The sequence below is a fragment of the Solidesulfovibrio sp. DCME genome (assembly GCF_049995385.1).
GTDB lineage: Bacteria > Desulfobacterota > Desulfovibrionia > Desulfovibrionales > Desulfovibrionaceae > Solidesulfovibrio.
Window position 1 is genome coordinate 3,539,729 of the sequence record NZ_CP188261.1, and the last position, 24,389, is coordinate 3,564,117.

Consider the following 24,389-nt stretch of genomic DNA (forward strand, 5'->3'; position numbering starts at 1 on the left):
TCGCCTTCCATGCCCTGTTGTATATCGAAAAATCGTCCCTGGCCAAAGGACGTACCTCTGGCCCGGGACAATTGCTTACGGTTTCGCGGGGCGGTTAGCCCTCGAGGAACTTGCGCACGGACTGGGTGTCCACCTTGATGCCCGGGCCCATGGTCGTGGCCAGGGCCATGGCCTGCAGGTAGGTCCCCTTGGCCGCCGAGGGCTTGAGGCGCATGACCGTGTCGATCAGCGCCCGGAAGTTGTCCAGGAGCTTCTCGGGGCCAAAGGAGCGCTTGCCGAGCGGCACGTGGAGCACACCGGCCTTGTCGACCTTGAACTCGACCTTGCCGGCCTTGAGTTCCTGCACGGCCTTGCCGATGTCGAAGCTGACGGTGCCGGTCTTGGCGTTGGGCATGAGCCCGCGGGGGCCGAGGATCTTGCCGATCTTGCCCACGGTGGCCATCATGTCCGGGGTGGCGACGGCCTTGTCGAAATCCAGGAAGCCGCCCTTGATCTTCTCGATGAGCTCGTCGCTGCCGGTGATGTCGGCGCCGGCCTCGCGGGCCTCGGCCTCCTTGTCACCCTTGCAGAAGGCGAGCACGCGCACGGTCTTGCCGAGCCCGTGGGGAAGGGACACCGCGCCGCGCACCATCTGGTCGGAATACTTGGGATTGACGCCCAGGCACAGGGCCACGTCCACGGTCTCGTCGAACTTGGCCACGCCCGTTTTCACGGTCAGGGCCATGGCCTCGCTGACATCGTATTTCGTCTGCAGGTCGATGTCCTTGACCGCTTCGCGGTATTTCTTGCCGTATTTGGCCATTTTGCAAATTCCTCTTGCGCGCGCGCCGGTTAGACGATCTCGATACCCATGCTGCGGGCGGTGCCGGAGATGGAGCGGCAAGCAGCCTCCAGGTCCTTGGCCGACATGTCCACCAGCTTGAGCTTGGCGATTTCCTCGATCTGGTCCTTGGTAACCTTGCCCACCTTGTTCTTGTTGGGCTCGCCCGAGCCCTTCTCGATCTTGGCGGCCTTGACCAGCAGCACGGACGCCGGAGGGGTCTTAGTAATGAACGTGAAGGAGCGGTCGGCGTAAATGGTGATCAAAGCCGGAATGATGGTGCCTTTCTGCTCCATGGTCCGGGCGTTGAACGCCTTGCAGAATTCCATGATGTTGACGCCGTGCTGGCCGAGGGCCGGGCCGACCGGGGGGGACGGGTTGGCGGAGCCGGCCGGAAGCTGCAGCTTGACCTTGGCGGTGATCTTCTTGGCCATTGCGAATATCCTTCAAAAAGGGGCGAGCCCCTAGTTTTTGCTCACCTGGACGAAATCGAGCTCCACCGGCGTCTGGCGGCCGAAGATGGAAACCGACACGCGAAGCTTGCCCTTGTCGTAGTTGACGTCCTCGACCACGCCATTGAACCCCCCGAAGGGGCCGTCGATGACCCGCACGTCGTCGCCCCGCTCGAAGTGGTACTTGGGCCGGGGCTGCTCCTGGCGGCTGACCATGAGGCTCAAAATCTTGTCCGCCTCGCTGTCGCGCATGGGCGTCGGCTGGTTCTTGCCGCCGATGAACCCCGTGACGCGGGGGATGGACTGGACCAAGTGCCAGGAGTTATCGTTCATGGACATCTTGACCATGACGTAACCGGGATAGAACTTGCGCGTGGAGGTCTTCTTCTCGCCCTTGACCAGCTCGATGACCTTCTCGGTGGGAACGACCACTTCTTCGATGCTCCCGCCGTCCTGACCCGTGCGCATCATCTCGCGGATGGTCTGTTCCACCCTATTCTCAAAACCGGAATAGGTGTGGACGATGTACCATCTGGCCGGAGCGCGCTCTCCGCCGGAGCCTTCGTTTGCTGCCATGACCGATCCCGTTAACGACCCGTTAGGAGAGAATAAGCGCCACGAGCCTGGAAAGGGCCATGTCGACGACGCCAAGGTAGATGGCCATGACCACGCTGAAAACCAGGACCGCGATGCCGGTCTTGACGGTTTCCTGCCGCGTGGGCCAGGTGACCTTCTTGAGCTCGACCTTGGACTGCTCGAAGAACTCCTTGGCCGACTCGACGCGGGCGACGAGGCCCGATTTCTGTCCGGTCGCCGCCTCGCCACCCTTGGCGGCCGCCTTGGCCGGGGCCGCCTTGGCCTTGGCCGGCTTGTCGCCCGGAGTTTCGGTCGGCGCCCCAGGGGTCGCCTGTGTCTTTTCTTTGGCCATGACCTACGCCTTGTTCGAAAATGGCAGGGCAGGAGGGATTCGAACCCCCAGCCCTCGGATTTGGAGTCCGATGCTCTACCGTTGGAGCTACTGCCCTGCGTGTAAACCCGGCGCCTCGTTACTTCGTTTCCCGGTGGACCGTATGCTTGCGGTCGAACGGGCAGTACTTCTTGACTTCGAGGCGGCCAGTGGTGTTTTTCTTGTTCTTTTCCGTGGCGTAGTTCTTACGCTTGCACTCGGTGCACTGCAGCTGGATGTTGATGCGCATTCCCTACTCCACGATTTCGGACACGACGCCGGCGCCAACGGTACGGCCGCCTTCGCGGATGGCGAAGCGCAGGCCCTTTTCCATGGCGATGGGGGCGATCAGTTCCACGTTAAAGGTGGCGTTATCCCCGGGCATAACCATCTCGACGCCTTCGGCCAGGGTAACCACGCCGGTGATGTCGGTGGTCCGGAAGTAAAACTGGGGACGGTAGCCGGAAAAAAACGGGGTGTGGCGGCCGCCCTCTTCCTTGTTCAGGACGTAGACCTCGGCCTTGAACTTGCGGTGCGGGGTGATGGAGCCCGGCTTGGCCAGCACCTGGCCGCGCTCGACCTCGTCGCGCTTGACGCCGCGCAGCAGCACCCCGACGTTGTCGCCGGCCTGGCCCTGGTCCAGGATCTTGCGAAACATCTCGACGCCGGTGCAGGTGGTCTTGACCGTGTCCTTGATGCCGATGATCGCCACTTCGTCGCCCACGGTGATGATGCCGCGCTCGACACGGCCGGTCACGACGGTGCCGCGGCCGGAGATGGAGAAGACGTCCTCGATGGGCATCAGGAACGGCTTGTCGATGTCGCGCTTGGGCTCGGGGATGAACGAATCGCAGGCGTCGAGCAGCTCGAAGATCGGGGCGGCGTCGTCGCTCTTGATGTCGCCGGCTTCCAGGGCCTTGAGCGCCGAGCCCTTGATGACCGGGATGTCATCGCCGGGAAAGCCGTACTTGGAGAGCAGCTCGCGCACTTCCAGCTCGACCAGCTCCAGCAGTTCGGGGTCGTCGACCAGGTCGACCTTGTTCATGAACACGACCAGCTGGGGCACGCCGACCTGACGGGCGAGCAGGATGTGCTCACGGGTCTGGGGCATGGGGCCGTCGGTGGCGGCCACGACCAGGATGCCGCCGTCCATCTGGGCGGCGCCGGTGATCATGTTCTTGATGTAGTCGGCGTGGCCGGGGCAGTCGACGTGGGCATAGTGGCGCTTATCGGTCTCGTACTCGACGTGGGCCGTGGCAATGGTGATGCCGCGCTCTTTTTCTTCCGGAGCCTTGTCGATCTGGTCGAAGGGAATGTATTCGCCAAAGCCCTTCATGCTGGCCAGACGCGTGATGGCTGCGGTCAGCGTGGTTTTGCCGTGGTCGATGTGGCCGATGGTGCCGATGTTGACGTGCGGCTTTTTCCGCTCGAATTTCGCCTTGCCCATGTCGTCCCCCTGCTCAAGCGGTTTGACTTTCGGATTTTGAGGTGAATTTGACTGGAGCCCACGACCGGATTTGAACCGGTGACCTCTTCCTTACCAAGGAAGTGCTCTACCGACTGAGCTACGTGGGCCTATATCATGCGTAGGACACGGGAGGCTTTTATGGAGCGGGAAACGAGACTCGAACTCGCAACCCTCAGCTTGGAAGGCTGATGCTCTAGCCAATTGAGCTATTCCCGCGTATGTCACACGTAGTCCATGCGACAGGGCTTCCTGTCTCCTACACATTCGCGCGTTATGGTGGAGGGGGGAGGATTTGAACCTCCGAAGGCGTACGCCGACAGATTTACAGTCTGTTCCCTTTGGCCACTCGGGAACCCCTCCAAACTGGAGCTGGCGATGGGACTCGAACCCGCAACCTGCTGATTACAAATCAGCTGCTCTGCCAGTTGAGCTACGCCAGCTGCCCAAGAGGCAGTGGGTTAGCCCAACCACGGTCGCGTGTCAAATCTTTTTTCCTCGCTCCCGGCCTCGTCCGTTTCTCGCGGACGCGAAGTGGTGTTATTACTTCCTCCCCGGGGCCTTGGCAACAACTTTTTTCAACATCCGCCGCTTTTTTCCCTCCCCCAGGCCGACAACGCCCGGGGCGCGTTGTCATAGCCCCGGAAACGACCTATATTTCCTAGCAATCCGAACCGTACCTTCAACCCCATCGTGAGTAACCTCTTGAAAAATCTCCAGAAGCATCACCGATTCTCCCTTTGGTACGTCCTGATCGCCATCTGGGGCGTGTTGCTGTTAAACAACTTCATCGTCTCCACCTACGGCCCCAAAAACCTGCCCTACTCCGAATTCCTCCAGAAGCTGCAAGCCGGCGATGTCGAGGAAGTCTCCATCACCGGCGACGTCATCGCCGGCACCATGAAGGACAAGGCCGCCCCCGAAGCCAAGGCCGTGGAGTTCGTCACCCGCCGGGTGGACCAGAACCTGTCCAACGAACTGTCCAAGTACAACGTCCATTTCCGGGCCCAGCCCGAGTCCACCTTCCTGCGCGACATCCTGTCCTGGGTCATCCCCATCCTCATCTTCTTCGCCATCTGGTACGTGCTCATGCAGCGCTTAAACCCCGGTCAGGGTGTGATGGCCTTCGGCAAGAACAAGGCCCGGGTCTACGCCGAAAAGGACCTGGAGACACGCTTTACCGACGTGGCCGGCTGCGACGAGGCCAAGGCCGAACTGGTGGAGGTCGTCGACTACCTGAAAACCCCCGAGCGCTTCCAGCGCCTGGGCGGCCAGATGCCCAAGGGCGTGCTGCTCATCGGCCCGCCGGGCACGGGCAAGACGCTGCTGGCCCGGGCCGTGGCCGGCGAGGCCGGGGTACCGTTCTTTTCCATCTCCGGCTCGGAATTCGTGGAAATGTTCGTAGGCGTGGGCGCGGCCCGGGTGCGCGAACTGTTCGTCCAGGCCAAGGAAAAGGCGCCCTGCATCATCTTCATCGACGAGCTCGACGCCATCGGCAAGTCCCGGGCCGGGGCCATCGTCGGCGGCCACGACGAGCGGGAGCAGACCCTCAACCAGTTGCTCGTCGAGATGGACGGCTTCGACCCCCGGGTGGGCGTGATCATCATGGCCGCCACCAACCGGCCCGAGACCCTCGACCCGGCCTTGCTGCGGGCCGGGCGTTTCGACCGGCAGGTGCTGGTGGACCGGCCCGACGTGACCGGCCGCGAGGCCATCCTCAAGGTCCACGCGGCCAAGGTCGTTCTGGATACGGCCGTGGACCTGTCAGTCATCGCCCGCAAGACGCCCGGCTTTTCCGGGGCGGACCTGGCCAACGCCATCAACGAGGCGGCGCTTTTGGCCGCCCGCAAGGACAAGGACGCCGTGGGCATGGCCGACCTGGAAGAGGCCGTGGACCGCATCATGGGCGGCCTGGAAAAGAAGAACCGCGTGATCAACCCCAAGGAGAAGCGGGTGGTGGCCTACCACGAGGCCGGCCACGCCGTGGTCGCCACCTTCACCCCCGGGGCCGACGCCGTGCACAAGATTTCCATCGTGCCGCGCGGCATCGGGGCCCTGGGCTGGACCCAGCAACTACCCACCGAGGACCGCTACCTCATGACCCAGACCGAACTTCTCGGCAAAATAGACGTGCTGCTGGGCGGCCGGGGGGCGGAGCGCCTCATCTTCGGCGACATCTCCACCGGCGCCCACAACGACCTGCAACGGGCCACGGACATCGCCCGGGCCATGGTGGCGGAATACGGCATGGGCCGCACGCTCGGCCCGGCGACCTTCCCGCGCCAGGCCCGGCCGGTGTTTCTCGGCGGCGACCAGGGCGGCCTGGCCGGGCGGGAGTACTCCGAAGCCACGGCGGCCAAGCTCGACGCCGAGATCAAGGAGATCCTGGAGGCCTCCCAGGAACGGGTGGCCGCCCTTCTGGCCGACAAAAAGGACCTGCTCGAAAACGTGGCCAAGGCGCTTCTGGACAAGGAGACCCTGGACGAGGCGGCATTCACGGCCCTGGTCAAGGGGGCCGACGCCGCCTGATCAAGCTATCCGTCGCGACTTGCCTTCGCCGCCGCGCCCGGGCATGGTCGCTATCGTCGCCGCCACAGCCAGACCGTCCGGGAGGATGCGCCATGTTTTTTTCCCGCCGTGCCCCCGCCCTGCTCGCCTTGCTGGTCCTTTGCCTGCCCGCACCGGTCCGGGCCCAGGTCCTGACCGAATACGGCGACCCGGTCCTGGCCGTGACCGATCCGGCCAAGGCCGTGGCCACCGGCGCCACCAAGGCCAAGGCGCCGCCCCTGACGACCGGGCAGCGCGTACACCTGCTCGAGGTCAAGGAAGGCCAGGGCCTGGTGTCCGTGCCCGCCCCCGACCCCCAGGTGGGCATGTCGAGCGACTTCCTCTACCGCGTGCCCATGGCCGCCGTGACGTATCTGCCCGGCAAGACCCACCTGGACCGGCCGGCCTGGCTGTCGGCGCCGGCCCCGGCCGCGACCGTAAACCGGGACGTGGTGGCCTTTGAAAAAGGCGGCTCCATCGTCGTCTCGGCCGGGGGCAACACCAAGGCCGTGGCCAAGGGCACCGCGCCGGCCGTGTCGCCGGACGGCACGCGCTTGGCCTACACCCCGGACAAGGGCGCGGGGCTCGTGCTCGTCCCCCTCGGCGGGGAAGGCAAGCCGACACGCCTGGGCAGCGGCAAGGAACCGGTGCGGCAGAAGGCGTTTTGCCCGGACGGCTCGAAGCTCGCCTGGTTCGTGGACGGGCAGGTGCTCGTGCTGGACCTGGCCCGGCCGCAGGCCAAACCGGCGACCGTGGCCAGCGCCCTCGAACGGTTCGCGTCCTTGCAGGGATTCACCAAGGAATGCGACGCCGTGGTGATCCACAACGGCGACACGGTGCAATGGCTGGGACTGGACGGCAAGAGACTACGCAGCCTGCCGGTCGGTTCGTTCACCAACGCAGAGGAAGGGTCGAGTTCGGACGCATACATTCCGAGCCCGGCCGAGGCGAACCTGCTGCTGCTCGTCGGCACCACGGCAGGCACGGACACCTTTCACCGCTGGGCCAGCGACAGTTCCGGAGCACTTTATATATATGATATGGCTTCGGGCACGAACTACCGGCTGACGCCCCGGAACCTCGCCGTCGCGAGCGCGGCCTGGAGCCCGGACGGGAAACGGATTTACTTTTCCGCCCTGCCCGATACGCCACCCAACGGCCCGCACCGCCTCTACCGGGTCAACGCCGACGGCACGGGGCTCACCGACCTGGGGCCGGGCTTCGCGCCAAGCGTGGGGATGCGGTCCCAATAACCCAGAGGAGCTAGGCGGGCTTGCGCCCCTCGACCACCCGGTCGTGCCCGGCCAGGTCGCGGCGCACGCTCACGTCGACAAAGCCGGCCTCGGTCAGGAGGGCCGCCGCATCGGGACCTTGCTTCCAGCCGATTTCGACGAGAAGCACGCCGCCCGGGGCCAGCCGCGCCATGGCCGACCGGGCGACCACGGGCACGGCCTCGAGGCCGGTCTCGCCGGGCACGAGCGCGCCTTGGGGCTCGAAATCGCGCACTTCCTTCGAGCACTCGCGGTATTCGGCGGCGGTCACGTAGGGCGGATTGGACACGACGAGTTCGTAGCCCCCGGCCGCCTCGGGCAAAGCCGCGAAATCGGCTTCCACAAATGCCACCCGGTCGGCCACGCCGTGGGCCACGGCGTTTTCCCGGGCCACGGCCAGGGCGCCGGGGCTCACGTCCAGGGCCAAGCCGCGCGCCTGGGGAAATTTCACGGCCAGGGTCACGGCCAGGCAGCCCGAACCGGTGCCCAGGTCGGCGAAACGCGAAAGCGCGCCTTGCGCAAAGAGTTCCAGGGCGCGCTCGACGATCAGTTCGGTCTCGGGCCGGGGAATGAGCGTCTCGGGCGTCACCTTGAAATCAAGGCCGAAAAACTCGCGTGCGCCGAGCAGATAGGCCACCGGCTCGCCCTTGCCCCGCCGGGCGACCAGCGGCCGGTAGCCGTCGAGCTCCTCGGGCGTCAGCGGCCGATCCATGGCCAGCACCAAGCCCAGCCGGTCCATTCCCAAGGCCTTGGCCAGCAGCAACTGGGCCGAAAGCCGGGGCGCATCCACGCCCTTGTCCCGAAAATACCCTTCGGTCTTTCCCAGTATTTCCCGAATCGTCGGCGCCCGCCTGCGGTCGTCAGCCATGTTCTTCCCGCCTCGATCCCAAGTTCCGGAAGCTCATTTTTTGGGGGGCGATTATCCGTCGGCCGTGCTTTGACGGCCGACGGATAATCGCCCCCCAGGAAAGGAGGGTCCGGGAGGGGGTAACCCCCTCCCGGCCGCCGGAGGCATCTTTCTCTTTCCTAAGCCGCGTCGGCTTGGGCCTTGAGGGCCTCGGCCTGGTAGTGGGCGATGAGCCCGTCGAAGAGGTCGTCGCAGTCGCCTTCCATCACCGCTTCGAGCTTGTACAGCGTCAGGTTGATGCGGTGATCGGTGACGCGGCTTTGGGGAAAGTTGTAGGTGCGGATACGCTCGGAGCGGTCGCCGGAGCCGACCTGGGAGCGGCGGCTGGCTTCCTGCTCCAGGCGCTGCTTTTCCTGTTCGATCTGCAGCAGCCGGGCGCGCAACACCTTGAGGGCCTTGGCCTTGTTCTTGTGCTGGGACTTCTCGTCCTGGCAGATGACCACCAGGCCCGACGGGATATGGGTGACGCGCACGGCCGAGTCGGTGGTGTTCACACTCTGGCCGCCGGGGCCGCTGGAGCGGTAGACGTCGATGCGCAGGTCATTGGGGTCGATGGCCACGTCGACTTCCTCGGCCTCGGGCATGATGGCGACGGTCACGGCCGAGGTGTGGATGCGGCCTTGCGATTCGGTGGCCGGCACGCGCTGGACGCGGTGGGCGCCGGATTCGTACTTGAGCCGGCTGTAGACCTTGTCCCCGGAGATGGAAGCGATGACTTCCTTGTAGCCGCCCGAGCCGGTCTCGGACTGGCTCATGATCTCGACCTTCCAGCGCTTGGTCTCGGCGTAGCGGCAGTACATGCGGAACAGGTCGCCGGCAAAAATGGCCGCCTCCTCGCCGCCGGTGCCGGCGCGGATTTCCAGGAGGATGTTCTTCTCGTCCATGGGGTCCTTGGGCAGCAGCAGGACCTTGAGCCGGGCTTCCAGTTCGGGGACGGCCTCCTTGAGCGCCTTGACCTCGGCCAGGGCCAGCTCGCGCATTTCCGGGTCCGGGTCCTGGGCCATCTCCTGGTTTTCCTCCAGGTCGGCCAGCAGCTTCTTATAGTCCCGGAACACGGTCACCATTTCGGCCAAATCGCTGTGGGCCTTGGAAAGCTTGCGGAAACGCTCCTGGTCCGTGACCACGTCGGGCTCGGACAGCTGCTTTTCCAGTTCCTCGTATTTGCGTTCGATGCTTTCGAGCTTGGCGTACATGGAAGGGACTCCGAAGCGGGGGAGCGGGACGCGGCAGTTGCGTCCCCCGGCTGGGGTTTGGCGAAGACCGGGCGAAACGGCGCGGGGTCAGGAAGCGGCGGGGCGCTCCACCGCGCCGCGAAGCGCGGCCAGGGCCACCTCGATCTGCCGGTCGTCCGGCTCCTTGGTGGTGAGCATCTGCATGAAAAGCCCGGGGGCCGAAATCAGGCGGCAGGCCAGGCTCGTGTGGAACTTGCCGGCCACCTTGATGACTTCGTAGGCCAGGGCGCTGACCGGCACCATGAGGACGAGCTTAAGGCCGACGATGTAGGCCTGCTTGATCCAGCCGGTCTCGGGCGCGTAAAACGTGAGCAGCCACGGCACAAGCCCGGTGTAGAGCACGATGGAGATGGCCAGGACGAACAGCAGGAAGGCCGTGCCGCAGCGGGGGTGCAGCCGGGAAAAACCGCGCGCCCCGGCCGGGGACAATTCCGCGCCCTGTTCGTAGGCCCAGATGACCTTGTGCTCGGCCCCGTGGTACTCGAACACCCGGCGCACGTCGGGCAGGTACGAGATGGCCACGATGTAGCCAATAAAAAGCGCCAGCTTGAAAAAGCCGTCCCAGACGTGGAAGCTGAGCGCCTCCACGCCGCCGGACAGGCCGGCCGCCTTGAGCCCGAGGGTGAACAGGTGCGGCGTGACCACGAACAGCAGCAAGGCGAAACCGATGGAGGCGGCCAGGGTCAGGCCCATGGCCATGGGGCTGATCTCGCCCTCCTCCTCCTCCACGGCCACCTGGGCCGAATAGTTGAGCGCCTTGATGCCGTTGACCAGCGTCTCCAGCAAAATGGGAAAACCGCGCAGAAACGGCTTTTTCAGCAGCTTGGCGGCGGTGAGGCAAAACCACGGGCGGACATCGAGCAGGATGTCGCCGCCGGGTTTGCGCACGGCGATGGCCAACTGTTCCCGGTCGCGCATCATGACGCCTTCCATGACGGCCTGGCCGCCCACGGTGGGGTTGGCGGCCAACAGCGGCAAGAGGAGCGCGGCGCGTTTCATGGCGACTTCCCTGATTGGGCCGCCGGGCCGTCCGGCCCGGCGGTCGCGGGACGGGGCCAGGCTAGGCCTTCTTTTCGAATTTGGCGTACTTTTTGCGGAAACGGTCGATACGGCCGGCGGTGTCGAGGAAACGCTGCTTGCCGGTGTAAAACGGATGGCATTGGGAGCAGACTTCCACGAGCATCAGCTCGCCCTTGGTGGACAGGGCCTGGGCCTCGTAGCCGCAGTTGCAGCGGATGGTCGCCTTGAAGGTTTTCGGATGGATATCTTTTTTCATCTCGCGACTCCTTGAATGTCCCATACGGGCAAGCGAGGTCAACTAACGCCTTTTTATGGTCTTGGCAAGCCCTTCCCGGCGGATTTCCGGCGGGCGGGCCACCGGGCTCACTGCCCGAGCAGCAGCAACGGCACGGTAGCCGTGTCCGTGGCGATGACCGTCCAGGCCGCCGTGGTCGGCGCGTCCGTGGACTGCCAGACGCCGTTGCCGTTTTCGCCGATTACGGACAGGGAGTGGTTGCCGACGGACAGCCCGGTCAGGGCGATCGGCGTGGAGATGGAGGCCGCCTCGCTCCAGCCGCCGCTGTCGAGGCTATATTTATAGGCCACAACTCCGCTGCCGCCCACGGTGATCGTCGCCGTGCGCGCCGGCGTCGGCGAGGGAGGCGTACCGGACAAGACAGCGACGACGACGTTGGTCGTGCCGCCGCGCACGCAACGGGCGTACTCGGTGTACGTTTTCTGGTAATAATAACTCGCGTAACCCGTATCGAAACTCACATATATTCCGTTATTCGGATACCCGTACCGAGTCGAACTGGTCCAATACGAACTGGAGTTCGCGGAAAATTCAGAATATATTGCCGGACTGTATTTCGTATAATCAACGATGGATAACAATTCCTTATAATTTGGCAAACGCCAATCCGTGAAGCCTGCCGTTTCCCGCGCTTCGCAGTAGGCCAGGGCATCCTTCCAGGACATCGTGGACGCGCTTCCCTCTTGTTCCCACAGAAGCCCTGTCGTGGTGTCCGAAACAGTTCCATCGCCATTGTTCGTGAATGAACTCGAAACGGCATCGCCATGCACGCATCGCACATAGCCCAGATCGGCAGCCTCCTCGATAAGCAGGTTTCCATATCGAAAATAGACACCGACCTGCTTCGTGGCGTCGCCGGCATAGGCATTGGCGGAAAAGTAGCCGGCATTCGTATACAAGCCGCTAAAAATGCTGTTCCATGTCGGTTGGGATGTTCCCAGGTCGATGAGCGTGACCAATTCCCGCTCGTACGGCACCCGCCAGTCACCATACCCGCCACGGGACAACGTCCCGCAATAGGTGAACGCGTTCGTATAGCTCACCTGCGTCGTGGAAGGATTCCTGTCCCACAAGAGGCCCGTCACGTTGTCGCTGACTGTTCCGTCGCCCGGTACGGTGTAGGACATGGGCATGCCGGCCTGGTAGTACCCGTCTTGGCCAAAATAGTCCTCGCCAGCCTGCGGGCAGGTGATCTGGGCAGAGTCGCTATAGCAAAGCGTCTGCCCCGTGGTCGGCAGGCTGTAGGCCGAGGCCCAGCGGCTCTCCCCCGCCACGACGGCCAGGCATAACAAGAATCCCACGAGTAAGAGAGGAAACTCCAAGTCAGGCGAATCAACTCGGCGCCCCATGAGTCACTCCTTTCACGGTCTTTCCCTGATGTAAAAGCAGACGCATCACGAGATGCACTCCACTGATCTCATTGACAAAACAAGCAAAGCTGCCATGTTTCCCGTCTGGGAAGACCTCAAGCGGCCACAGGTGTCGGCCTGTTGTTTGGCCTATACCCGGCAAAGCCACAACGTTGCAATAATAACTTTGAGCGTGTAACAATTCCAAAGAGATGCCCCCCCGATCCAGAACACGACGGGCTGCCCATATAGCTGACCCAATGGCGCAACGCATCCGCTACCGGGCGGAGCCTCCGCGCCGGGGCGGCCGCAGCCGAGGCCCCGCGCGGACGCGTGGTTGCGGGCCAGGGGGAGAAAACCCAGAGTCGGGTTGATGCGGCATCCCCAGCGGCATGGTCCTTGAAACCGATCGCCCGGCCGCGCGAGCCCCGAACCCGCTGCGCCGCGCCTTTGAGCTTTCGCCGCCTTCGTGCTACCCCGGTCCATCCGCAACCCATCGCAAGGATATCCCATGTCCATCCGAAGCAAGAATCCGATCTGTTCCAGCATCCTGCGCAACCACCTCGCCGCCCTGGCCGAGGCCGAGGGACTCGCTCCCCAGACCATTGAAGCGGCCGTGGACGCCGGCACCATGGTCGTTCTGGCCAACCCCGCCCACAAGGGCGTCATCCCCACCCTCATCGGCCAGCCGGCCACGGTGAAAGTCAACGCCAACATCGGCACCTCCATGTTCGTCACCGACGTGGCCATGGAACTGGACAAGGCCCGGCTCGCCCGCAAAGCCGGCGCCCATGCCCTGATGGACCTGTCCACGGCCGGCGACCTCGAGGCCATCCGGCGCGACATCCTCGACGCCGTGCCGCTGCCGCTGGGCACCGTGCCCCTGTACGCCCTGGCCCAGCGCCACGTCAGCCGCGGCGGCGACCCCAGCGACTTCACCGAGGACGAGATCCTGGCCGAAATCGCCGCACAGGCCGCGGCCGGCGTGGACTTCATGACCCTGCACTGCGGCATCACCCGCCGGGGGGCGCACCTGGCCGCCGCCGGCCGGGTCACCGGCATCGTCTCGCGCGGCGGCTCCATCCTCGGGCGATGGATGCGCCGCCACGACGCGGAAAACCCCTTCTTGACGCGCTACGACGACATCCTCGACATCTGCCTGGCCCATAACGTGACCATCAGCCTCGGCGACGGCCTGCGCCCCGGCTGCGGGGCCGACGCCGGCGACGGCGCCCAATGGGAGGAGGTCATCAACCTGGGCGAGCTGGCCCGCCGGGCCAAGGCCAAGGGCGTGCAGACCATGATCGAAGGCCCCGGCCACGTGCCGCTGCACCTGGTCCAGGGCCAGATCCAGGGCATCAAGCGCCTCACCGACGGCGCCCCGCTCTATGTGCTGGGGCCGCTGACCACGGACTGCGCCCCGGGCTACGACCATATCGCCGGAGCCATCGGCGGCGCGCTGGCCGCCTATTTTGGCGCGGATTTCCTGTGCTACCTGACCCCGGCCGAGCACCTGACCCTGCCCGCGCCCGACGACGTCTGGGCCGGCATCAAGGCCAGCCTCGTGGCCGCCCAGAGCGCCGAAACCGCCCTGGGCCGCCCGGCGGCCGTGGCCCGCGACCTGGGCATGTCCCAGGCCCGGGCCGCCCTGGACTGGGAAGCCATGACCGGCTTCGCCCTGGACCCGGAACTCGTGCGCACGCGCCGGGCCAAGCACAGCCAGGAAAAGGAATGCGCCATGTGCGGCGCGCTGTGCGCCATGCGCATGATGACCGGCGACAACTTCCAGTGCCCGGAAAAGGACAAGGACGCACCCCAATAGCCCTGGCCATACGGCCGAACCCCTCGCGGAGGAACCCATGCACACCCTGGTGTTGCTGCGGCACGGACAAAGCGCCTGGAACCTGGAAAACCGCTTCACCGGCTGGACCGACGTCGGCCTGACCGACCAGGGCAAGGCCGAAGCGGCCTCGGCCGCCACCCTCCTCGGCCAGGGCGGCTACGACTTCGACGCCTGCCTGACCTCGGTGCTGTCCCGGGCCATCATGACGCTCGACATCGTGCTGGCCGGCCTCGACCGCCTGTGGCTGCCGGTGACCAAGGACTGGCGCCTCAACGAACGGCATTACGGGGCGTTGCAAGGGCTCAACAAGGCGGAAATGGCCGCCAAATATGGCGAGGAGCAGGTGTTCGTCTGGCGGCGCAGCTTCGATACCCGCCCGCCGGCACTCACGCCCGAGGACCCGCGCTTCCCCGGCCACGACCGCCGCTACGCGGGCCTCACCCCGGACGAACTGCCCACCACGGAATGCCTCAAGGACACCGTGGCCCGGGTGCTGCCCTTCTGGCACGAGACCATGGCCCCGGCCATCGCCGCCGGCAGCCGCCTGCTCGTGGCCGCCCATGGCAACTCCCTGCGGGCGCTAGTCAAATACCTCGACGGCATCAGCGACGAGGCCATAAGCGATCTCAATATCCCGACCGGCGTGCCGCTGGTCTACGAACTGGATGACGCCCTCAAGCCCCTGCGCCACTTCTACCTGGGCGACCCCGAGGCCATCGCCAAAAGCGTGGCCGCCGTGGCCGCCCAGGGCAAGGCGAAGGGATAGGCGAGCGGGAAGAGCGGCGAAGGGAAGAGGAACGGCGGAGAGGCGGGAGGGCGGAAGGAAGATGCCTCCGGCGGCCGGGGGGCATGATACCCCCCGGACCCCCTCAATGGGGCGGGCAGGGGCATGGCCGGGAACGTCGGGCGGCGGGGCGTCGGTCGTTGTGGTCGCGCAATGGGGCCTTGCGGCACTGACCGCAAAGCCGGCCAGCACGCAAGGCCCCATTGCGCGACCACGGGCGCCAGCGGCGAAGCGCCGCACTTTATGAAAAGACTTTTTCCTCTATAAAAAGGCTTTCAAAGTAAAATTCCACACCCCTCGGCCCGAAGGGCCGACGGCTGGGCGAGGCCGGAATTTCGCCTTTCGAGCCAGGAGCGCAGCGACGGCATCGAAAGGCGAAATTCCGGCCTCGCATCTTCGGGCCGCACAGGGCCGGCCCTCCCGGTGACCGCAGTCCCCCCGCCACCGACGCCGCCGGGGGGGCCTGGGGGGCGTCACGCCCCCCAGTGGGGTGGTCCAGGAGGGGCAACGCCCCTCCTGGCCGCCGGAGGCATCTTCCCTCCCCCCGCTTCCCGTCCCTCGTCTGCGCATCAATACCCGGGCGGCGGGCAAGGGCCCTGGACGGGCACGTAGACCACGCGGTCGCCCTGGTATTGTTCGATGTAGCAGGTATTATGGTAGTTGTAATAGGTGACGCCGGCCACGGTGAGCGCCACGGCGGCCGCCGGCAGGGTCCACAGCCAAGGGCCGGGGCCGATGGGCGGGCGCGGGCCGGGAACGGGAACCGGCACCGGAACCGGGTAGCCCGGGCGCGGGCCGACGGGTACCGGTACCGGATAGCCAGGACGCGGCCCCGGCACCGGCACGGGTACCGGATAACCCGGACGCGGACCCGGCACGGGCACGGGGACCGGATAGCCAGGGCGCGGGCCGGGCACGGGGCCGACCGGGCGCGGCGCGAAGCCGGGGGCGACAGGCACCGGCCCGGGCACGGGGGCGAAGCCGGGGCCGCCGGGGCGCGGGGCTACCGGCGGACGGACCGACGGGCGGGGTGCCACGGGCGGGCCACCGCCGAAGCGCAACCCGCCGCCGGGCGGCGGCCCACCGACATGCGGCCCACCGCCGCCACCACCACCCATATGCGGCCCGCCGCCACCGCCATGGGGGCCGCCACCACCGCCGAACCGGGCCTCGGCCGCGGCGGCGAACAGCCCCGAGAACGTCAGCAGGCGGGGGGCATCGAACACCAGGGACAGCGCCGCCACGAAAACGAAAACGGCGCATGCGCGACGATACGGGGATGACTGTCTCATGTCGGCCGCCTCACTTGGATTTGTCCGAGGTTTCGACCAGGGGCAGGAACTCGATCCGGCGCATGCCTTCCAGGGGCTTGAAGGTAAAAAGCCCGGCTTGCAGGCGCGGATTGGCTTCCCAATCCGTGAAGGTCACCTGGTATTGCGGCCAGCCCATGAGTTCCTTGTCGTTGATGACGAGTTTGCGCGGCACGGGCGCCTTGCCCTTTTCCACCCACATTTGCCAGTCGGCATTTTTCTGGGTGAAGGCCAGGTGGTCGCAGGCCTTGCCCATGGCCTGGTGGGTGCCGACGCAGTCGCCGGTGCGCACGTTTTCGAGCATCTCGGGACAGGGGTCGGCGTAGAGCAGGTCGCCCAGGGGGGCGCTCAGGCCGTATTTTTCCGACAGCATGTCGATGGTGGCGTCGAGGGTGGGCGGCGCGTCGGCCACGGCATAGACGCCCCGGTCGAGGTCGGCGATGGTCACGGTCTTGCCGTCGTAAACCAGGACCCGGTCACGGTCGTCGCCCACGACGTGGGAATAGGCCTTGTCCGGCCGTTTGACGGCCACGGTGGCCGTGCGGGAGACCTGGATGGCCTGACCGTTGGGGTAGAGCTGGTCGGTTTCCACTTCGGCGACGAAGCGGAAGCTCGCGAGGGACTTGAGGTAGCCGCACATGGCCTCCATGGAACCGGCCGCCTCGGGGGCGATGTCCCGGGCCTGGGGCGCGGCCTGGGTCTGACCAGCCTCGCCGGCGGCCAGGGCCACGGGCGCGGCCAGAAGCGGAAGCAGGAGCAGGCCGAAAATCCAACCGCAGTAACGCATGCAATCCTCCTTGCCGGCCGGCCGGCCGGGCCTTGGCGAACCGTTTTTCCGCAGTATTTTCGACCCTAGGAGCAGGCGTCCCGGCTGTCAAGGAACCCGCTGCCGCGACCGCTTGCACCGAAGGCTGCCGTGTTTTACCCAGGCCGGGGAGGCTGACGATGCTGCGAGAATTGTTCGCCCTGTGGCGGGACCGGGGCTCGGCCGTGGCCCGGCGCCTGGGCCAGGACCGGGAGGCCGTGTCCATCGACGCCCGCCACCGGCGCTGCCGGGCGGCCTGGGCCTCCCATCTGGAGGCCACCAAGGCCCTGGTCCTGGAGGCGGCCGGCACCGCCCCGGGTCACGGCACGGCACTCGTCCTCGGCTCCGGGGCCTGCCTGGACGTGCCCGTGGCCGGGCTGGCCGCTCGTTTCGCCGAGGTCGTGCTGGTCGACGCCCATCATCCCCGGCCGGCCCGGCGCCTGGCCCGGGAACACCCCCAGGTGCGGCTGGTGACCGCCGATGCCACGGGCCTGGCCGAGACGGCCCGGCTGGCCGCCAAGGGCCGCCTGCCCCTGCCGTTGCCCGTGCCGCCGCCCGACCCCGTGCCGGGGCTGCGGCCCGATTTCACGGCTTCGGTCAACCTGGCTTCCCAGCTGCCCATCCCCTTTTACGGCCTGCTTGGCCGCGCAATACCGGAGCAGGACCGCCAGGCCTTCTACCGGGGTTTGGTCGCGGCCCACTGCGACTGGCTGGCCGGGCTTCCCGGCCGGGTCTGCCTGGTGTGCGACACGGCCTGGGAACGCGTGGCCGCGGGCGCCCTGCTCGAAAGCCGCGACGCCCTGGAAGGCTTGCGCCTGCCGCCGCCCGACCGGGCCTGGTGCTGGTCCATCGCCCCCAGCCCCGAGGAATCCCACGCCTACGACCGGCAAAACCGGGTGGCCGGCTTCCTCGATTTCGCCGCCGCCTGGCGGGCCTGGAGACTGGAAAACCCGGGCGACATGCTGTAACGGGGAACCACGGCATGCGTCCCGCCGCGCAACCGCCCAGCCCGGTACTCTGCGCATGAGCGAATCTTCCGCCTCAGGCTATGTTCTGATCGCGCCCCAGGATTCGACCTACACCTATCTGGTCGACCCCGATACGGGTGGCGTGGTCCACACCTGGAAAAGCGACTACACCGCCGGCCTGACCGCCGTGCTCACCGACGACGGCCATCTTTTGCGGGCCGGCAAGGTCGGCAGCGACTACATGCTGCATGGCATGGGCGGGGTTATCGAGGAATACGACTGGGACGGCAAGCTGGTGTGGCAGTATTTCGACTCCAGCGATCACGAATTCCAGCACCACGACTTCACGGTCCTGCCCAACGGCAACATCTTGTATATCGCCGCCGAGGTCATCCCCGCCGAGGAGGCCATCGCCCTGGGCCGCGACCCGTCGCAACTGCGCGACGGCGTGCTGGTGGCCGACAAGATGGTGGAGGTCATGCCCGTGGGGGCCACGGGCGGCGTGGTGGTCTGGGAGTGGCGGGCCATCGACCACATCATCCAGGACAACGCCCCAACCAAGGCCAACTACGGCGACGTGGCCGCCCATCCCGAACGCATCGACGTCAACTACCAGGGCCGCTGCCTCTACCCCGACGGCTGGACCCACATCAACGGCGTGGACTACGACGCCGCGACCGACACCATCCTTGTAAGCTCGCGCAACTACAACGAGTTGTGGGTCATCGACCACGGCACCACCACGGCCGGGGCGGCCGGGCCGGCCGGCGACCTGCTGTGGCGCTACGGCAACCCGCGAGCCTACCGGGCCGGCACCGCCGCCGACCAGGTCCTTTTCGGCCAGCACAACGCCAAATGGATCGACGACGGCCTGCCCGGGGCCGGCGACATCCTGGTTTTCGACAACGGCGTGGACCGGCCCCAGGGAACCTATTCGCGGGTGCTGGAAATTAACGTGCCGGACGCGGCCGCGGCCAGCCCCGGCCTGGGCGACAAGGCAGCCAGCATCGTCTGGTCCTATGTCGCGGCCAGGCCCACGGACATGTACTCGTCCAAGATGAGCGGCGCCCAGCGCCTGCCCGACGGCACGACCCTCGTCACCGTGGGCGATGCGGGAAACCTGCTTACGGTCTCGCCCGCGGGCGCGACCCTTTGGAGCTACGACACGAACCTGCTGACCCTGGAGGGCTCGGCCGCGCGCCAGGACGGCTCGGTGTTCTACGTCACCTGGTATGCCGCGGACAGCCCAGCCCTGGCCGCAAAAAACCTCGAGGCCGAAAATCCGGCCCTGGGCGCCCTGGCCCGCCAGGCCGCGACCAGCTTGGCGGACAGCCTCCACATGGCCCAACGCACCGGTAGCCCCTTCACCCTCCTCGCCACTGTCGGCTGCACATGAAAAACCCGACCGCCCTTCCCGCAAGCCAGTGCGCTCGGAAGGACGGTCGGGCAATGGGCGGACGCGATGGTCCGGCGCCCTATTTGGTCTTGTATTCCTTCACCTTGGCCTCGTAGAGTTCCTCGATGTAATCGGCCTTGACCTTGAGCTTCTCGGCCTTGGTCACCAGCTGCCCCACCTTTTCGTCCAGGGCGCGCAGTTCGTCCTCGGCCGCGCCGGCGGCCTTGCGGGCGATACGCTCGGCCGTGGCTGCGTTGACCGCGTGGATGGCGTCGCGGTAGTCGCTTTCGGCGTGGCGCAGTTCCCGTTTGAGGCTCTCGGGCATCATGGCCTCGTAATCCTCCTGGGCGGCCGCCAGGGACGGCATCAGGCAGGGAGCGGCGCACAGGGTGAGCAGGAACAGGGCGAGGACCGCGATACGGAAGCCGCGGCCGGCCGGAATGATGGAGTTGCCCATGGCATGCCTCGCGATGAAAAGTATTGTCCGCCGGCCGTGACGGGCCGCAACCGGACCGATTTCTTGTAGGCCCCTGTTTGCGAAAAAACAACCGCCTTAAAGCCGCAACCCCGCGCCCGGCGCGCCATTGACCCTTTTGCCGGATGCGGGGTACACCCCCGGGCGAAATTTCACGGCGCCCCCCAAAAGGGGCGCCCCCCAAGGAGCCCTCCATGGCCAGGTACGAGACGGTCATCGGCGTCGAGGTGCACGCGCAGCTCAAAACCGAGAGCAAAATCTTCTGCTCCTGCTCCACCCGCTTCGGCGACGCCCCCAACGAGAACGTCTGCCCGGTCTGTTCCGGCATGCCGGGCGTGCTGCCCGTGCTCAACGCCAAGGCCGTGGAATACGCCGCCAAGATGGGCCTGGCCACGGACTGCGCCGTCAACCCCGTCTCGGTCTTCGCCCGCAAGAACTACTTCTACCCCGACCTGCCCAAGGCCTACCAGATCTCCCAGTACGAGCAGCCCATCTGCGAGCACGGCCATGTCGACGTTCTGGTGGACGACCGGGTGAAGCGCGTGGGCATCACCCGCATCCACATGGAAGAGGACGCCGGCAAGAACATCCACTCCGCCGCCGACAACTTGAGCTACGTGGACTTAAACCGCGCCTGCGTGCCGCTTATCGAGATCGTCTCCGAGCCGGACATGCGCGGCCCGGAGGAGGTCGTGGCCTACCTGAAGGCCCTGCGGGCCATCCTGGTCTACCTCGGCATCTGTGACGGCAACATGGAGGAAGGCTCGTTTCGCTGCGACGCCAACGTGAGCCTGCGCCCGGTGGGCCAGGAGGCCTTCGGCACCCGGGCGGAGCTTAAAAACCTCAACAGTTTCCGCCATGTCCAAAAGGCCATCGAATACGAAGTGGAACGCCAGGCCGACATCCTCGACGACGGCGGCACGGTCGTCCAGGAGACCCGGCTCTACGACGCGGCCAGAAACATCACCGCCTCCATGCGGGCCAAGGAAGAGGCCAACGACTACCGCTACTTCCCGGACCCGGACCTGGTGCCCCTGACGCTTGACGCCGCCACCCTCGCCCGCTGGAAGGGCGAACTGCCGGAACTGCCGGCCGCCCGGCGGGCGCGCTTCGTTGCGGCCCTGGGGCTGTCCGAGTACGACGCCGACGTGCTCACGGCCGAACGCGCGCTGGCCGACTATTTCGAGGCGGTCCTGGCCGCCGGGGTCGAGGCCAAAAAGGCCGCCAACTGGATCCAGACCGAGCTTTTGCGCGAATGCAACCAGTCCGGCACAGCGCCCACGGCCTGCCCCCTGACCCCCGGCCACCTGGCCGGGCTCATCAGGCTCGTGGACGACGGCGTCATTTCCGGCAAGATCGCCAAGCAGATCTTCCCCGAGCTGTTCGCCTCGGGCCTTGACCCGGCCGCCTACGTGCGCGACAAGGGCCTGTCCCAGATATCCGACTCCGGCGCTCTGGAATCGGCCGTGGATGCGGTGCTGGCCGCCAACCCGGCCGAGGTCGAAGCCTACCGCGGCGGCAAGAAAAAGCTCATGGGCTTTTTCGTCGGCCAGATCATGAAAGCGACCAAGGGCCAGGCCAACCCGGGCCTGGTCAACGAATTGTTGGCTCAAAAGCTGGGCTAGGCCGGTGGCGGGGCCCGGTCCCCGCGCCCGACGGCCCGGGGAATCGTCCCGACGGCCCCGACACGGGGCCGCGCAACCCTTTTTGCCTTCCGCCCACGGAAAAAACCATGACCGACCACATCGCCTTTTGTGCCGACAGGCAGGCCCTGCTGCTCCTGGACCAGCGCTTTCTGCCCGACCGCGAGGAATCCTTCGTTTGCCGCAACACCGCCGACACCATCTATGCCCTCCAGACCATGGTGGTGCGCGGCGCGCCGGCCATCGGCGTCACCGCCGCCTACGGCTGCTACCTGGCCGCCCGCGAGGCCGGCGGGGCCGGCGACGGCTGGAAGGCCAAGCTCGAAGGCCTGCTGGCCGACCTGGAGCAGGCCCGGCCCACGGCCGTCAACCTGCGCTGGGCCGTTTCCCGCATGCGCGGCAAATGGCGGGCCCTGGGCGAAGCCAGCCGCGAGGCCCTGCTTTCGGCCTGGTTCGGCGAGGCCCAGGACATGCACGCCGAGGACATCGAGATCAACAAGGCCATGGGCAGAAACGGCGCCGACCTCATAAGCGACGGCGACACGGTCATGACCCACTGCAACGCCGGCGCCCTGGCCACGGCCGGCTACGGCACGGCCCTGGGCGTGATTCGCGCCGCCTTCGAGCAGGGCAAGCGCATCAAGGTCATCGCCAACGAGACCAGGCCCTTCCTGCAAGGCGCCAGGCTCACCGCCTACGAACTGGCCAAGGAAGGCATCCCGGTCACCGTCGCCTGCGACAACGCCGTGGGCCACCTCATGAAAAAAGGCATGGTCCAGAAGGTCGTGGTGGGCGCCGACCGCATCGCGGCCAACGGCGACGCGGCCAACAAGATCGGCACCTACACGGTCGCCCTGGCCGCCAAAGCCCACGGCGTGCCCTTCTACGTGGCCGCCCCGGCCTCGACCTTCGACCTGACCCTGGCCACGGGCGAGCTGATCCCCATCGAGGACCGCACGCCGCGCGAAGTCACCCACGTGGGCGAACACCGCATCACCCCGGAAAACGTCCCGGTCTACAACTTCGCCTTCGACGTCACCCCGGCCGGGCTCATTGCCGGCATCATCACCGAAAAGGGCGTGCTCACCGCGCCCTACACCGAGGCCATCCGGGCCGCCATCGGCGGCAAGTAACCGCAACCGCTTGTGTAAGGACGTACCATGCCTTTGGATGAACGCATCATCACCGAAGCCATCGTCGACGAGTACTTCGCCAAGTTCAAATCGAGCCTCGACCTGGACGTGGCCATTGTCGGCGGCGGCCCTTCGGGGCTGACGGCCGCCCGTCTACTGGCCAAAGACGGCTTCAACGTGGCGCTTTTCGAACGCAAGCTGTCCCTGGGCGGCGGCATGTGGGGCGGCGGCATGACCTACAACGTCATCGTCGTGCAGGAGGAAAGCGTGCACCTGCTCACCGACGTCGGCGTACCGGTTAGGCGCTACAAGGACAACTACTTCACCGCCGACGCCGTGGCCGCAACCACCACGCTCGCTTCCGCTGCCTGTTTAGCCGGGGCCAAGGTCTTTAACTGCATGAGCGTCGAGGACGTGATGCTGCGCGAGGAAGGCGGCCAAAAGCGCGTCACCGGCATCGTCATCAACTCCTCGCCCGTGGAGATCGCCGGGCTGCACGTCGACCCGGTGGTGCTCGGCTGCCGGTATCTGGTCGAAGCCACGGGCCATGCCGTGGAAGTGCTGCAGACGCTGGTGCGCAAAAACGACATCAAACTGGCCACCCCCTCCGGCGGCATCGAGGGCGAGCAGTCCATGTGGGCCGAGGTGGCCGAGACCAATACCGTCAAAAACACCCGGGAGATCTTCCCCGGGCTCTACGTGGCCGGCATGGCCGCCAACGCCAGCTTCGGCTCCTACCGCATGGGGCCGATCTTCGGCGGCATGCTGCTGTCGGGCGAGAAGGTGGCGGCGGACATCGCCGCCCAATTGCGCGGATAAGGGAAGCAAGGGAAGCCTCCGGCGGCCAGGAGGGGGCGAGGCCCCCTCCTGGGCCACCTCACCGCGGATCGATTGCTCCCTGACACGGCCCCATCCAGCCAGGAGGTCGGCATGCCTGTCGCCCGCTATCCGGACCCCGATACCCTGTATCCCATCGCGGGCTACGACAAGCTCGTTTTCCTTAAAAACTGCGTCACGCGGCCCAACATCCGCGTGGGCGACTTCACCTACTTCGACGTCACCGGCGACCCCGGCGCCCGGGCCGAGGATTTCGAGGCCCGAAACGTCCTGTACCATTTCGACTGGATCGGGGACCGGCTGGTCATCGGCTCGTTTTGCGCCCTGGGCAGCGGCGTGCGCTTCATCATGAACGGGGCCAACCACGAGCTCGCCCCCCTGTCCACCTATCCCTTCGGCATCTTCACCGACGGCTGGGAGGCCGCCGCGCCGCTGCGCCAGTCCCGGGGCGACACCGTGATCGGCAGCGACGTCTGGATCGGCTACAACGCCACCATCATGCCCGGGCGCGCCATCGGCCACGGCGCCATCGTCGGCTCCGGGAGCTTAGTTGCCAAGGACGTGCCGCCCTACGCCATCGTCGGCGGCAACCCGGCCCGGCTGATCCGCATGCGCTTTCCCGAGGAGGCGGTGGAGCGGCTTCTGGCCGTGGCCTGGTGGGACTGGCCGGCGGAGAAAATCGCCCGGCACCGCGACCGCATCGCCGGAACGGACCTCGACGCCCTGGAGCGCGCCGCCGGCTAGGCCGCCCCGTTTCCGTCCCCCCGCCCTCGGCCCGAAACGATTGACCGGGAACCGGGGTTTCCGTATTTGCGGTTGACATGGCGGCCAAGTCGTGGTCAAGCCACTGGCTCCCGTTTCGCGAGCGCAACCCGCCCCCGCCGCTTCCAC

The 24,389-nt window shown here is 66.4% G+C and carries 24 protein-coding genes and 5 tRNA genes; 10 read left to right on the forward strand and 19 right to left on the reverse strand.

All coding sequences use genetic code 11. The features are described 5' to 3' along the window. Positions 1 to 94 precede the first annotated feature (94 nt). From rplA to ACP59X_RS15680, 11 genes are all read right to left on the reverse strand, one after another. Positions 95 to 802, reverse strand: coding sequence for a 50S ribosomal protein L1 (gene rplA / locus ACP59X_RS15630; RefSeq protein ID WP_428560047.1), 708 nt, complete (start codon positions 800 to 802; stop codon positions 95 to 97). Between the two features lie 29 nt (positions 803 to 831). Continuing rightward, positions 832 to 1,254 carry a 50S ribosomal protein L11 gene (rplK, locus tag ACP59X_RS15635; protein ID WP_428560049.1) on the reverse strand — a complete coding sequence of 141 codons (423 nt, stop codon included), beginning with the start codon at positions 1,252 to 1,254 and terminating at the stop codon, positions 832 to 834. A gap of 30 nt (positions 1,255 to 1,284) precedes the next feature. Continuing rightward, entirely contained in the window at positions 1,285 to 1,848 is a 564-nt protein-coding gene (gene nusG, locus ACP59X_RS15640; RefSeq protein WP_428560051.1) for a transcription termination/antitermination protein NusG, read from the reverse strand. Between the two features lie 22 nt (positions 1,849 to 1,870). Continuing rightward, positions 1,871 to 2,200 carry a preprotein translocase subunit SecE gene (gene secE / locus ACP59X_RS15645; RefSeq protein WP_428560054.1) on the reverse strand — a complete coding sequence of 110 codons (330 nt, stop codon included), beginning with the start codon at positions 2,198 to 2,200 and terminating at the stop codon, positions 1,871 to 1,873. A gap of 21 nt (positions 2,201 to 2,221) precedes the next feature. Further along, positions 2,222 to 2,297 (reverse strand) — tRNA-Trp (locus ACP59X_RS15650). Between the two features lie 21 nt (positions 2,298 to 2,318). Further along, positions 2,319 to 2,468: a 50S ribosomal protein L33 gene (gene rpmG, locus ACP59X_RS15655; protein ID WP_009179755.1), complete on the reverse strand. Its 150-nt coding sequence runs from the start codon at positions 2,466 to 2,468 to the stop codon at positions 2,319 to 2,321. A gap of 3 nt (positions 2,469 to 2,471) precedes the next feature. Beyond that, complete coding sequence (tuf, locus tag ACP59X_RS15660; protein ID WP_428560057.1) at positions 2,472 to 3,665, reverse strand: elongation factor Tu; 1,194 nt, start codon at positions 3,663 to 3,665, stop codon at positions 2,472 to 2,474. Between the two features lie 52 nt (positions 3,666 to 3,717). Beyond that, positions 3,718 to 3,793: transfer RNA gene (locus tag ACP59X_RS15665), tRNA-Thr, on the reverse strand. A 32-nt stretch (positions 3,794 to 3,825) separates the two neighbouring features. Next, positions 3,826 to 3,902 (reverse strand) — tRNA-Gly (locus ACP59X_RS15670). A gap of 58 nt (positions 3,903 to 3,960) precedes the next feature. Next, positions 3,961 to 4,046: transfer RNA gene (locus ACP59X_RS15675), tRNA-Tyr, on the reverse strand. Between the two features lie 4 nt (positions 4,047 to 4,050). Continuing rightward, positions 4,051 to 4,126, reverse strand: a tRNA-Thr gene (locus ACP59X_RS15680). 262 nt (positions 4,127 to 4,388) lie between these two features. On the opposite strand from ACP59X_RS15680, the gene ftsH reads away from it, so the two are divergent. Both ftsH and ACP59X_RS15690 read left to right on the forward strand, forming a co-directional pair. Further along, positions 4,389 to 6,212 (forward strand): ATP-dependent zinc metalloprotease FtsH, encoded by a 1,824-nt coding sequence (gene ftsH, locus ACP59X_RS15685; RefSeq protein WP_428560058.1) that lies wholly within the window; start codon positions 4,389 to 4,391, stop codon positions 6,210 to 6,212. Between the two features lie 92 nt (positions 6,213 to 6,304). Beyond that, entirely contained in the window at positions 6,305 to 7,483 is a 1,179-nt protein-coding gene (locus ACP59X_RS15690) for a TolB family protein (RefSeq protein WP_428560060.1), read from the forward strand. Positions 7,484 to 7,493: 10 nt separating this feature from the next. On the opposite strand, the gene prmC is transcribed toward ACP59X_RS15690, so the two are convergent. From prmC to ACP59X_RS15715, 5 genes are all read right to left on the reverse strand, one after another. Further along, complete coding sequence (prmC, locus tag ACP59X_RS15695; RefSeq protein ID WP_428560061.1) at positions 7,494 to 8,369, reverse strand: peptide chain release factor N(5)-glutamine methyltransferase; 876 nt, start codon at positions 8,367 to 8,369, stop codon at positions 7,494 to 7,496. A gap of 158 nt (positions 8,370 to 8,527) precedes the next feature. Then, positions 8,528 to 9,601: a peptide chain release factor 1 gene (prfA, locus tag ACP59X_RS15700; RefSeq protein ID WP_428560063.1), complete on the reverse strand. Its 1,074-nt coding sequence runs from the start codon at positions 9,599 to 9,601 to the stop codon at positions 8,528 to 8,530. Between the two features lie 87 nt (positions 9,602 to 9,688). Next, positions 9,689 to 10,639 carry a DUF1385 domain-containing protein gene (locus tag ACP59X_RS15705; protein ID WP_428560066.1) on the reverse strand — a complete coding sequence of 317 codons (951 nt, stop codon included), beginning with the start codon at positions 10,637 to 10,639 and terminating at the stop codon, positions 9,689 to 9,691. Between the two features lie 61 nt (positions 10,640 to 10,700). Beyond that, a complete protein-coding gene (rpmE, locus tag ACP59X_RS15710; RefSeq protein WP_428560069.1) occupies positions 10,701 to 10,916 on the reverse strand; it encodes a 50S ribosomal protein L31 in 216 nt (71 codons plus the stop codon). A gap of 107 nt (positions 10,917 to 11,023) precedes the next feature. Further along, positions 11,024 to 12,304 (reverse strand): Lcl C-terminal domain-containing protein, encoded by a 1,281-nt coding sequence (locus ACP59X_RS15715; RefSeq protein ID WP_428560072.1) that lies wholly within the window; start codon positions 12,302 to 12,304, stop codon positions 11,024 to 11,026. Positions 12,305 to 12,815: 511 nt separating this feature from the next. On the opposite strand from ACP59X_RS15715, the gene thiC reads away from it, so the two are divergent. Both thiC and gpmA read left to right on the forward strand, forming a co-directional pair. Next, positions 12,816 to 14,126 (forward strand): phosphomethylpyrimidine synthase ThiC, encoded by a 1,311-nt coding sequence (gene thiC, locus ACP59X_RS15720; protein WP_428560074.1) that lies wholly within the window; start codon positions 12,816 to 12,818, stop codon positions 14,124 to 14,126. Between the two features lie 37 nt (positions 14,127 to 14,163). Next, positions 14,164 to 14,913 carry a 2,3-diphosphoglycerate-dependent phosphoglycerate mutase gene (gene gpmA / locus ACP59X_RS15725; protein WP_428560076.1) on the forward strand — a complete coding sequence of 250 codons (750 nt, stop codon included), beginning with the start codon at positions 14,164 to 14,166 and terminating at the stop codon, positions 14,911 to 14,913. A gap of 587 nt (positions 14,914 to 15,500) precedes the next feature. Here the strand turns inward: gpmA and ACP59X_RS15730 are convergent. Together ACP59X_RS15730 and ACP59X_RS15735 are read right to left on the reverse strand one after the other, a co-directional pair. Beyond that, entirely contained in the window at positions 15,501 to 16,223 is a 723-nt protein-coding gene (locus tag ACP59X_RS15730) for a hypothetical protein (RefSeq protein ID WP_428560078.1), read from the reverse strand. Between the two features lie 10 nt (positions 16,224 to 16,233). Then, positions 16,234 to 17,028, reverse strand: coding sequence for a DUF2092 domain-containing protein (locus ACP59X_RS15735; RefSeq protein ID WP_428560080.1), 795 nt, complete (start codon positions 17,026 to 17,028; stop codon positions 16,234 to 16,236). Between the two features lie 158 nt (positions 17,029 to 17,186). Between ACP59X_RS15735 and ACP59X_RS15740 the strand changes: the two genes are divergently transcribed. Continuing rightward, entirely contained in the window at positions 17,187 to 18,014 is an 828-nt protein-coding gene (locus tag ACP59X_RS15740; protein ID WP_428560082.1) for a hypothetical protein, read from the forward strand. A 55-nt stretch (positions 18,015 to 18,069) separates the two neighbouring features. Further along, positions 18,070 to 19,410: an aryl-sulfate sulfotransferase gene (locus ACP59X_RS15745; protein WP_428560085.1), complete on the forward strand. Its 1,341-nt coding sequence runs from the start codon at positions 18,070 to 18,072 to the stop codon at positions 19,408 to 19,410. A gap of 79 nt (positions 19,411 to 19,489) precedes the next feature. Here ACP59X_RS15745 and ACP59X_RS15750 read toward each other — a convergent pair whose 3' ends face one another. After that, entirely contained in the window at positions 19,490 to 19,867 is a 378-nt protein-coding gene (locus tag ACP59X_RS15750; protein ID WP_428560087.1) for a hypothetical protein, read from the reverse strand. Between the two features lie 212 nt (positions 19,868 to 20,079). On the opposite strand from ACP59X_RS15750, the gene gatB reads away from it, so the two are divergent. The 4 genes from gatB to ACP59X_RS15770 all read left to right on the forward strand — a co-directional run bounded on the left by gatB (position 20,080) and on the right by ACP59X_RS15770 (position 24,242). Beyond that, on the forward strand, positions 20,080 to 21,510 hold the full coding sequence (gene gatB / locus ACP59X_RS15755) for an Asp-tRNA(Asn)/Glu-tRNA(Gln) amidotransferase subunit GatB (RefSeq protein WP_428560090.1): 1,431 nt from the start codon (positions 20,080 to 20,082) through the stop codon (positions 21,508 to 21,510). Positions 21,511 to 21,617: 107 nt separating this feature from the next. Beyond that, positions 21,618 to 22,661, forward strand: a complete 1,044-nt coding sequence (mtnA, locus tag ACP59X_RS15760; protein WP_428560092.1) for an S-methyl-5-thioribose-1-phosphate isomerase — start codon at positions 21,618 to 21,620, stop codon at positions 22,659 to 22,661. A gap of 27 nt (positions 22,662 to 22,688) precedes the next feature. Next, complete coding sequence (locus ACP59X_RS15765) at positions 22,689 to 23,480, forward strand: sulfide-dependent adenosine diphosphate thiazole synthase (RefSeq protein ID WP_428560095.1); 792 nt, start codon at positions 22,689 to 22,691, stop codon at positions 23,478 to 23,480. A gap of 111 nt (positions 23,481 to 23,591) precedes the next feature. Continuing rightward, positions 23,592 to 24,242, forward strand: coding sequence for a CatB-related O-acetyltransferase (locus tag ACP59X_RS15770; RefSeq protein ID WP_428560097.1), 651 nt, complete (start codon positions 23,592 to 23,594; stop codon positions 24,240 to 24,242). Positions 24,243 to 24,389 lie beyond the last annotated feature (147 nt).

Coding starts and splice junctions, on each gene's coding strand:
- rplA (WP_428560047.1), bottom strand. CDS start 802: ATGGCCAAATACGGCAAGAAATACCGCGAAGCGGTCAAGGACATCGAC.
- rplK (WP_428560049.1), bottom strand. CDS start 1,254: ATGGCCAAGAAGATCACCGCCAAGGTCAAGCTGCAGCTTCCGGCCGGC.
- nusG (WP_428560051.1), bottom strand. CDS start 1,848: ATGGCAGCAAACGAAGGCTCCGGCGGAGAGCGCGCTCCGGCCAGATGG.
- secE (WP_428560054.1), bottom strand. CDS start 2,200: ATGGCCAAAGAAAAGACACAGGCGACCCCTGGGGCGCCGACCGAAACT.
- rpmG (WP_009179755.1), bottom strand. CDS start 2,468: ATGCGCATCAACATCCAGCTGCAGTGCACCGAGTGCAAGCGTAAGAAC.
- tuf (WP_428560057.1), bottom strand. CDS start 3,665: ATGGGCAAGGCGAAATTCGAGCGGAAAAAGCCGCACGTCAACATCGGC.
- ACP59X_RS15690 (WP_428560060.1), top strand. CDS start 6,305: ATGTTTTTTTCCCGCCGTGCCCCCGCCCTGCTCGCCTTGCTGGTCCTT.
- prmC (WP_428560061.1), bottom strand. CDS start 8,369: ATGGCTGACGACCGCAGGCGGGCGCCGACGATTCGGGAAATACTGGGA.
- prfA (WP_428560063.1), bottom strand. CDS start 9,601: ATGTACGCCAAGCTCGAAAGCATCGAACGCAAATACGAGGAACTGGAA.
- ACP59X_RS15705 (WP_428560066.1), bottom strand. CDS start 10,639: ATGAAACGCGCCGCGCTCCTCTTGCCGCTGTTGGCCGCCAACCCCACC.
- rpmE (WP_428560069.1), bottom strand. CDS start 10,916: ATGAAAAAAGATATCCATCCGAAAACCTTCAAGGCGACCATCCGCTGC.
- ACP59X_RS15715 (WP_428560072.1), bottom strand. CDS start 12,304: ATGGGGCGCCGAGTTGATTCGCCTGACTTGGAGTTTCCTCTCTTACTC.
- thiC (WP_428560074.1), top strand. CDS start 12,816: ATGTCCATCCGAAGCAAGAATCCGATCTGTTCCAGCATCCTGCGCAAC.
- gpmA (WP_428560076.1), top strand. CDS start 14,164: ATGCACACCCTGGTGTTGCTGCGGCACGGACAAAGCGCCTGGAACCTG.
- ACP59X_RS15730 (WP_428560078.1), bottom strand. CDS start 16,223: ATGAGACAGTCATCCCCGTATCGTCGCGCATGCGCCGTTTTCGTTTTC.
- ACP59X_RS15735 (WP_428560080.1), bottom strand. CDS start 17,028: ATGCGTTACTGCGGTTGGATTTTCGGCCTGCTCCTGCTTCCGCTTCTG.
- ACP59X_RS15740 (WP_428560082.1), top strand. CDS start 17,187: ATGCTGCGAGAATTGTTCGCCCTGTGGCGGGACCGGGGCTCGGCCGTG.
- ACP59X_RS15745 (WP_428560085.1), top strand. CDS start 18,070: ATGAGCGAATCTTCCGCCTCAGGCTATGTTCTGATCGCGCCCCAGGAT.
- ACP59X_RS15750 (WP_428560087.1), bottom strand. CDS start 19,867: ATGGGCAACTCCATCATTCCGGCCGGCCGCGGCTTCCGTATCGCGGTC.
- gatB (WP_428560090.1), top strand. CDS start 20,080: ATGGCCAGGTACGAGACGGTCATCGGCGTCGAGGTGCACGCGCAGCTC.
- mtnA (WP_428560092.1), top strand. CDS start 21,618: ATGACCGACCACATCGCCTTTTGTGCCGACAGGCAGGCCCTGCTGCTC.
- ACP59X_RS15765 (WP_428560095.1), top strand. CDS start 22,689: ATGCCTTTGGATGAACGCATCATCACCGAAGCCATCGTCGACGAGTAC.
- ACP59X_RS15770 (WP_428560097.1), top strand. CDS start 23,592: ATGCCTGTCGCCCGCTATCCGGACCCCGATACCCTGTATCCCATCGCG.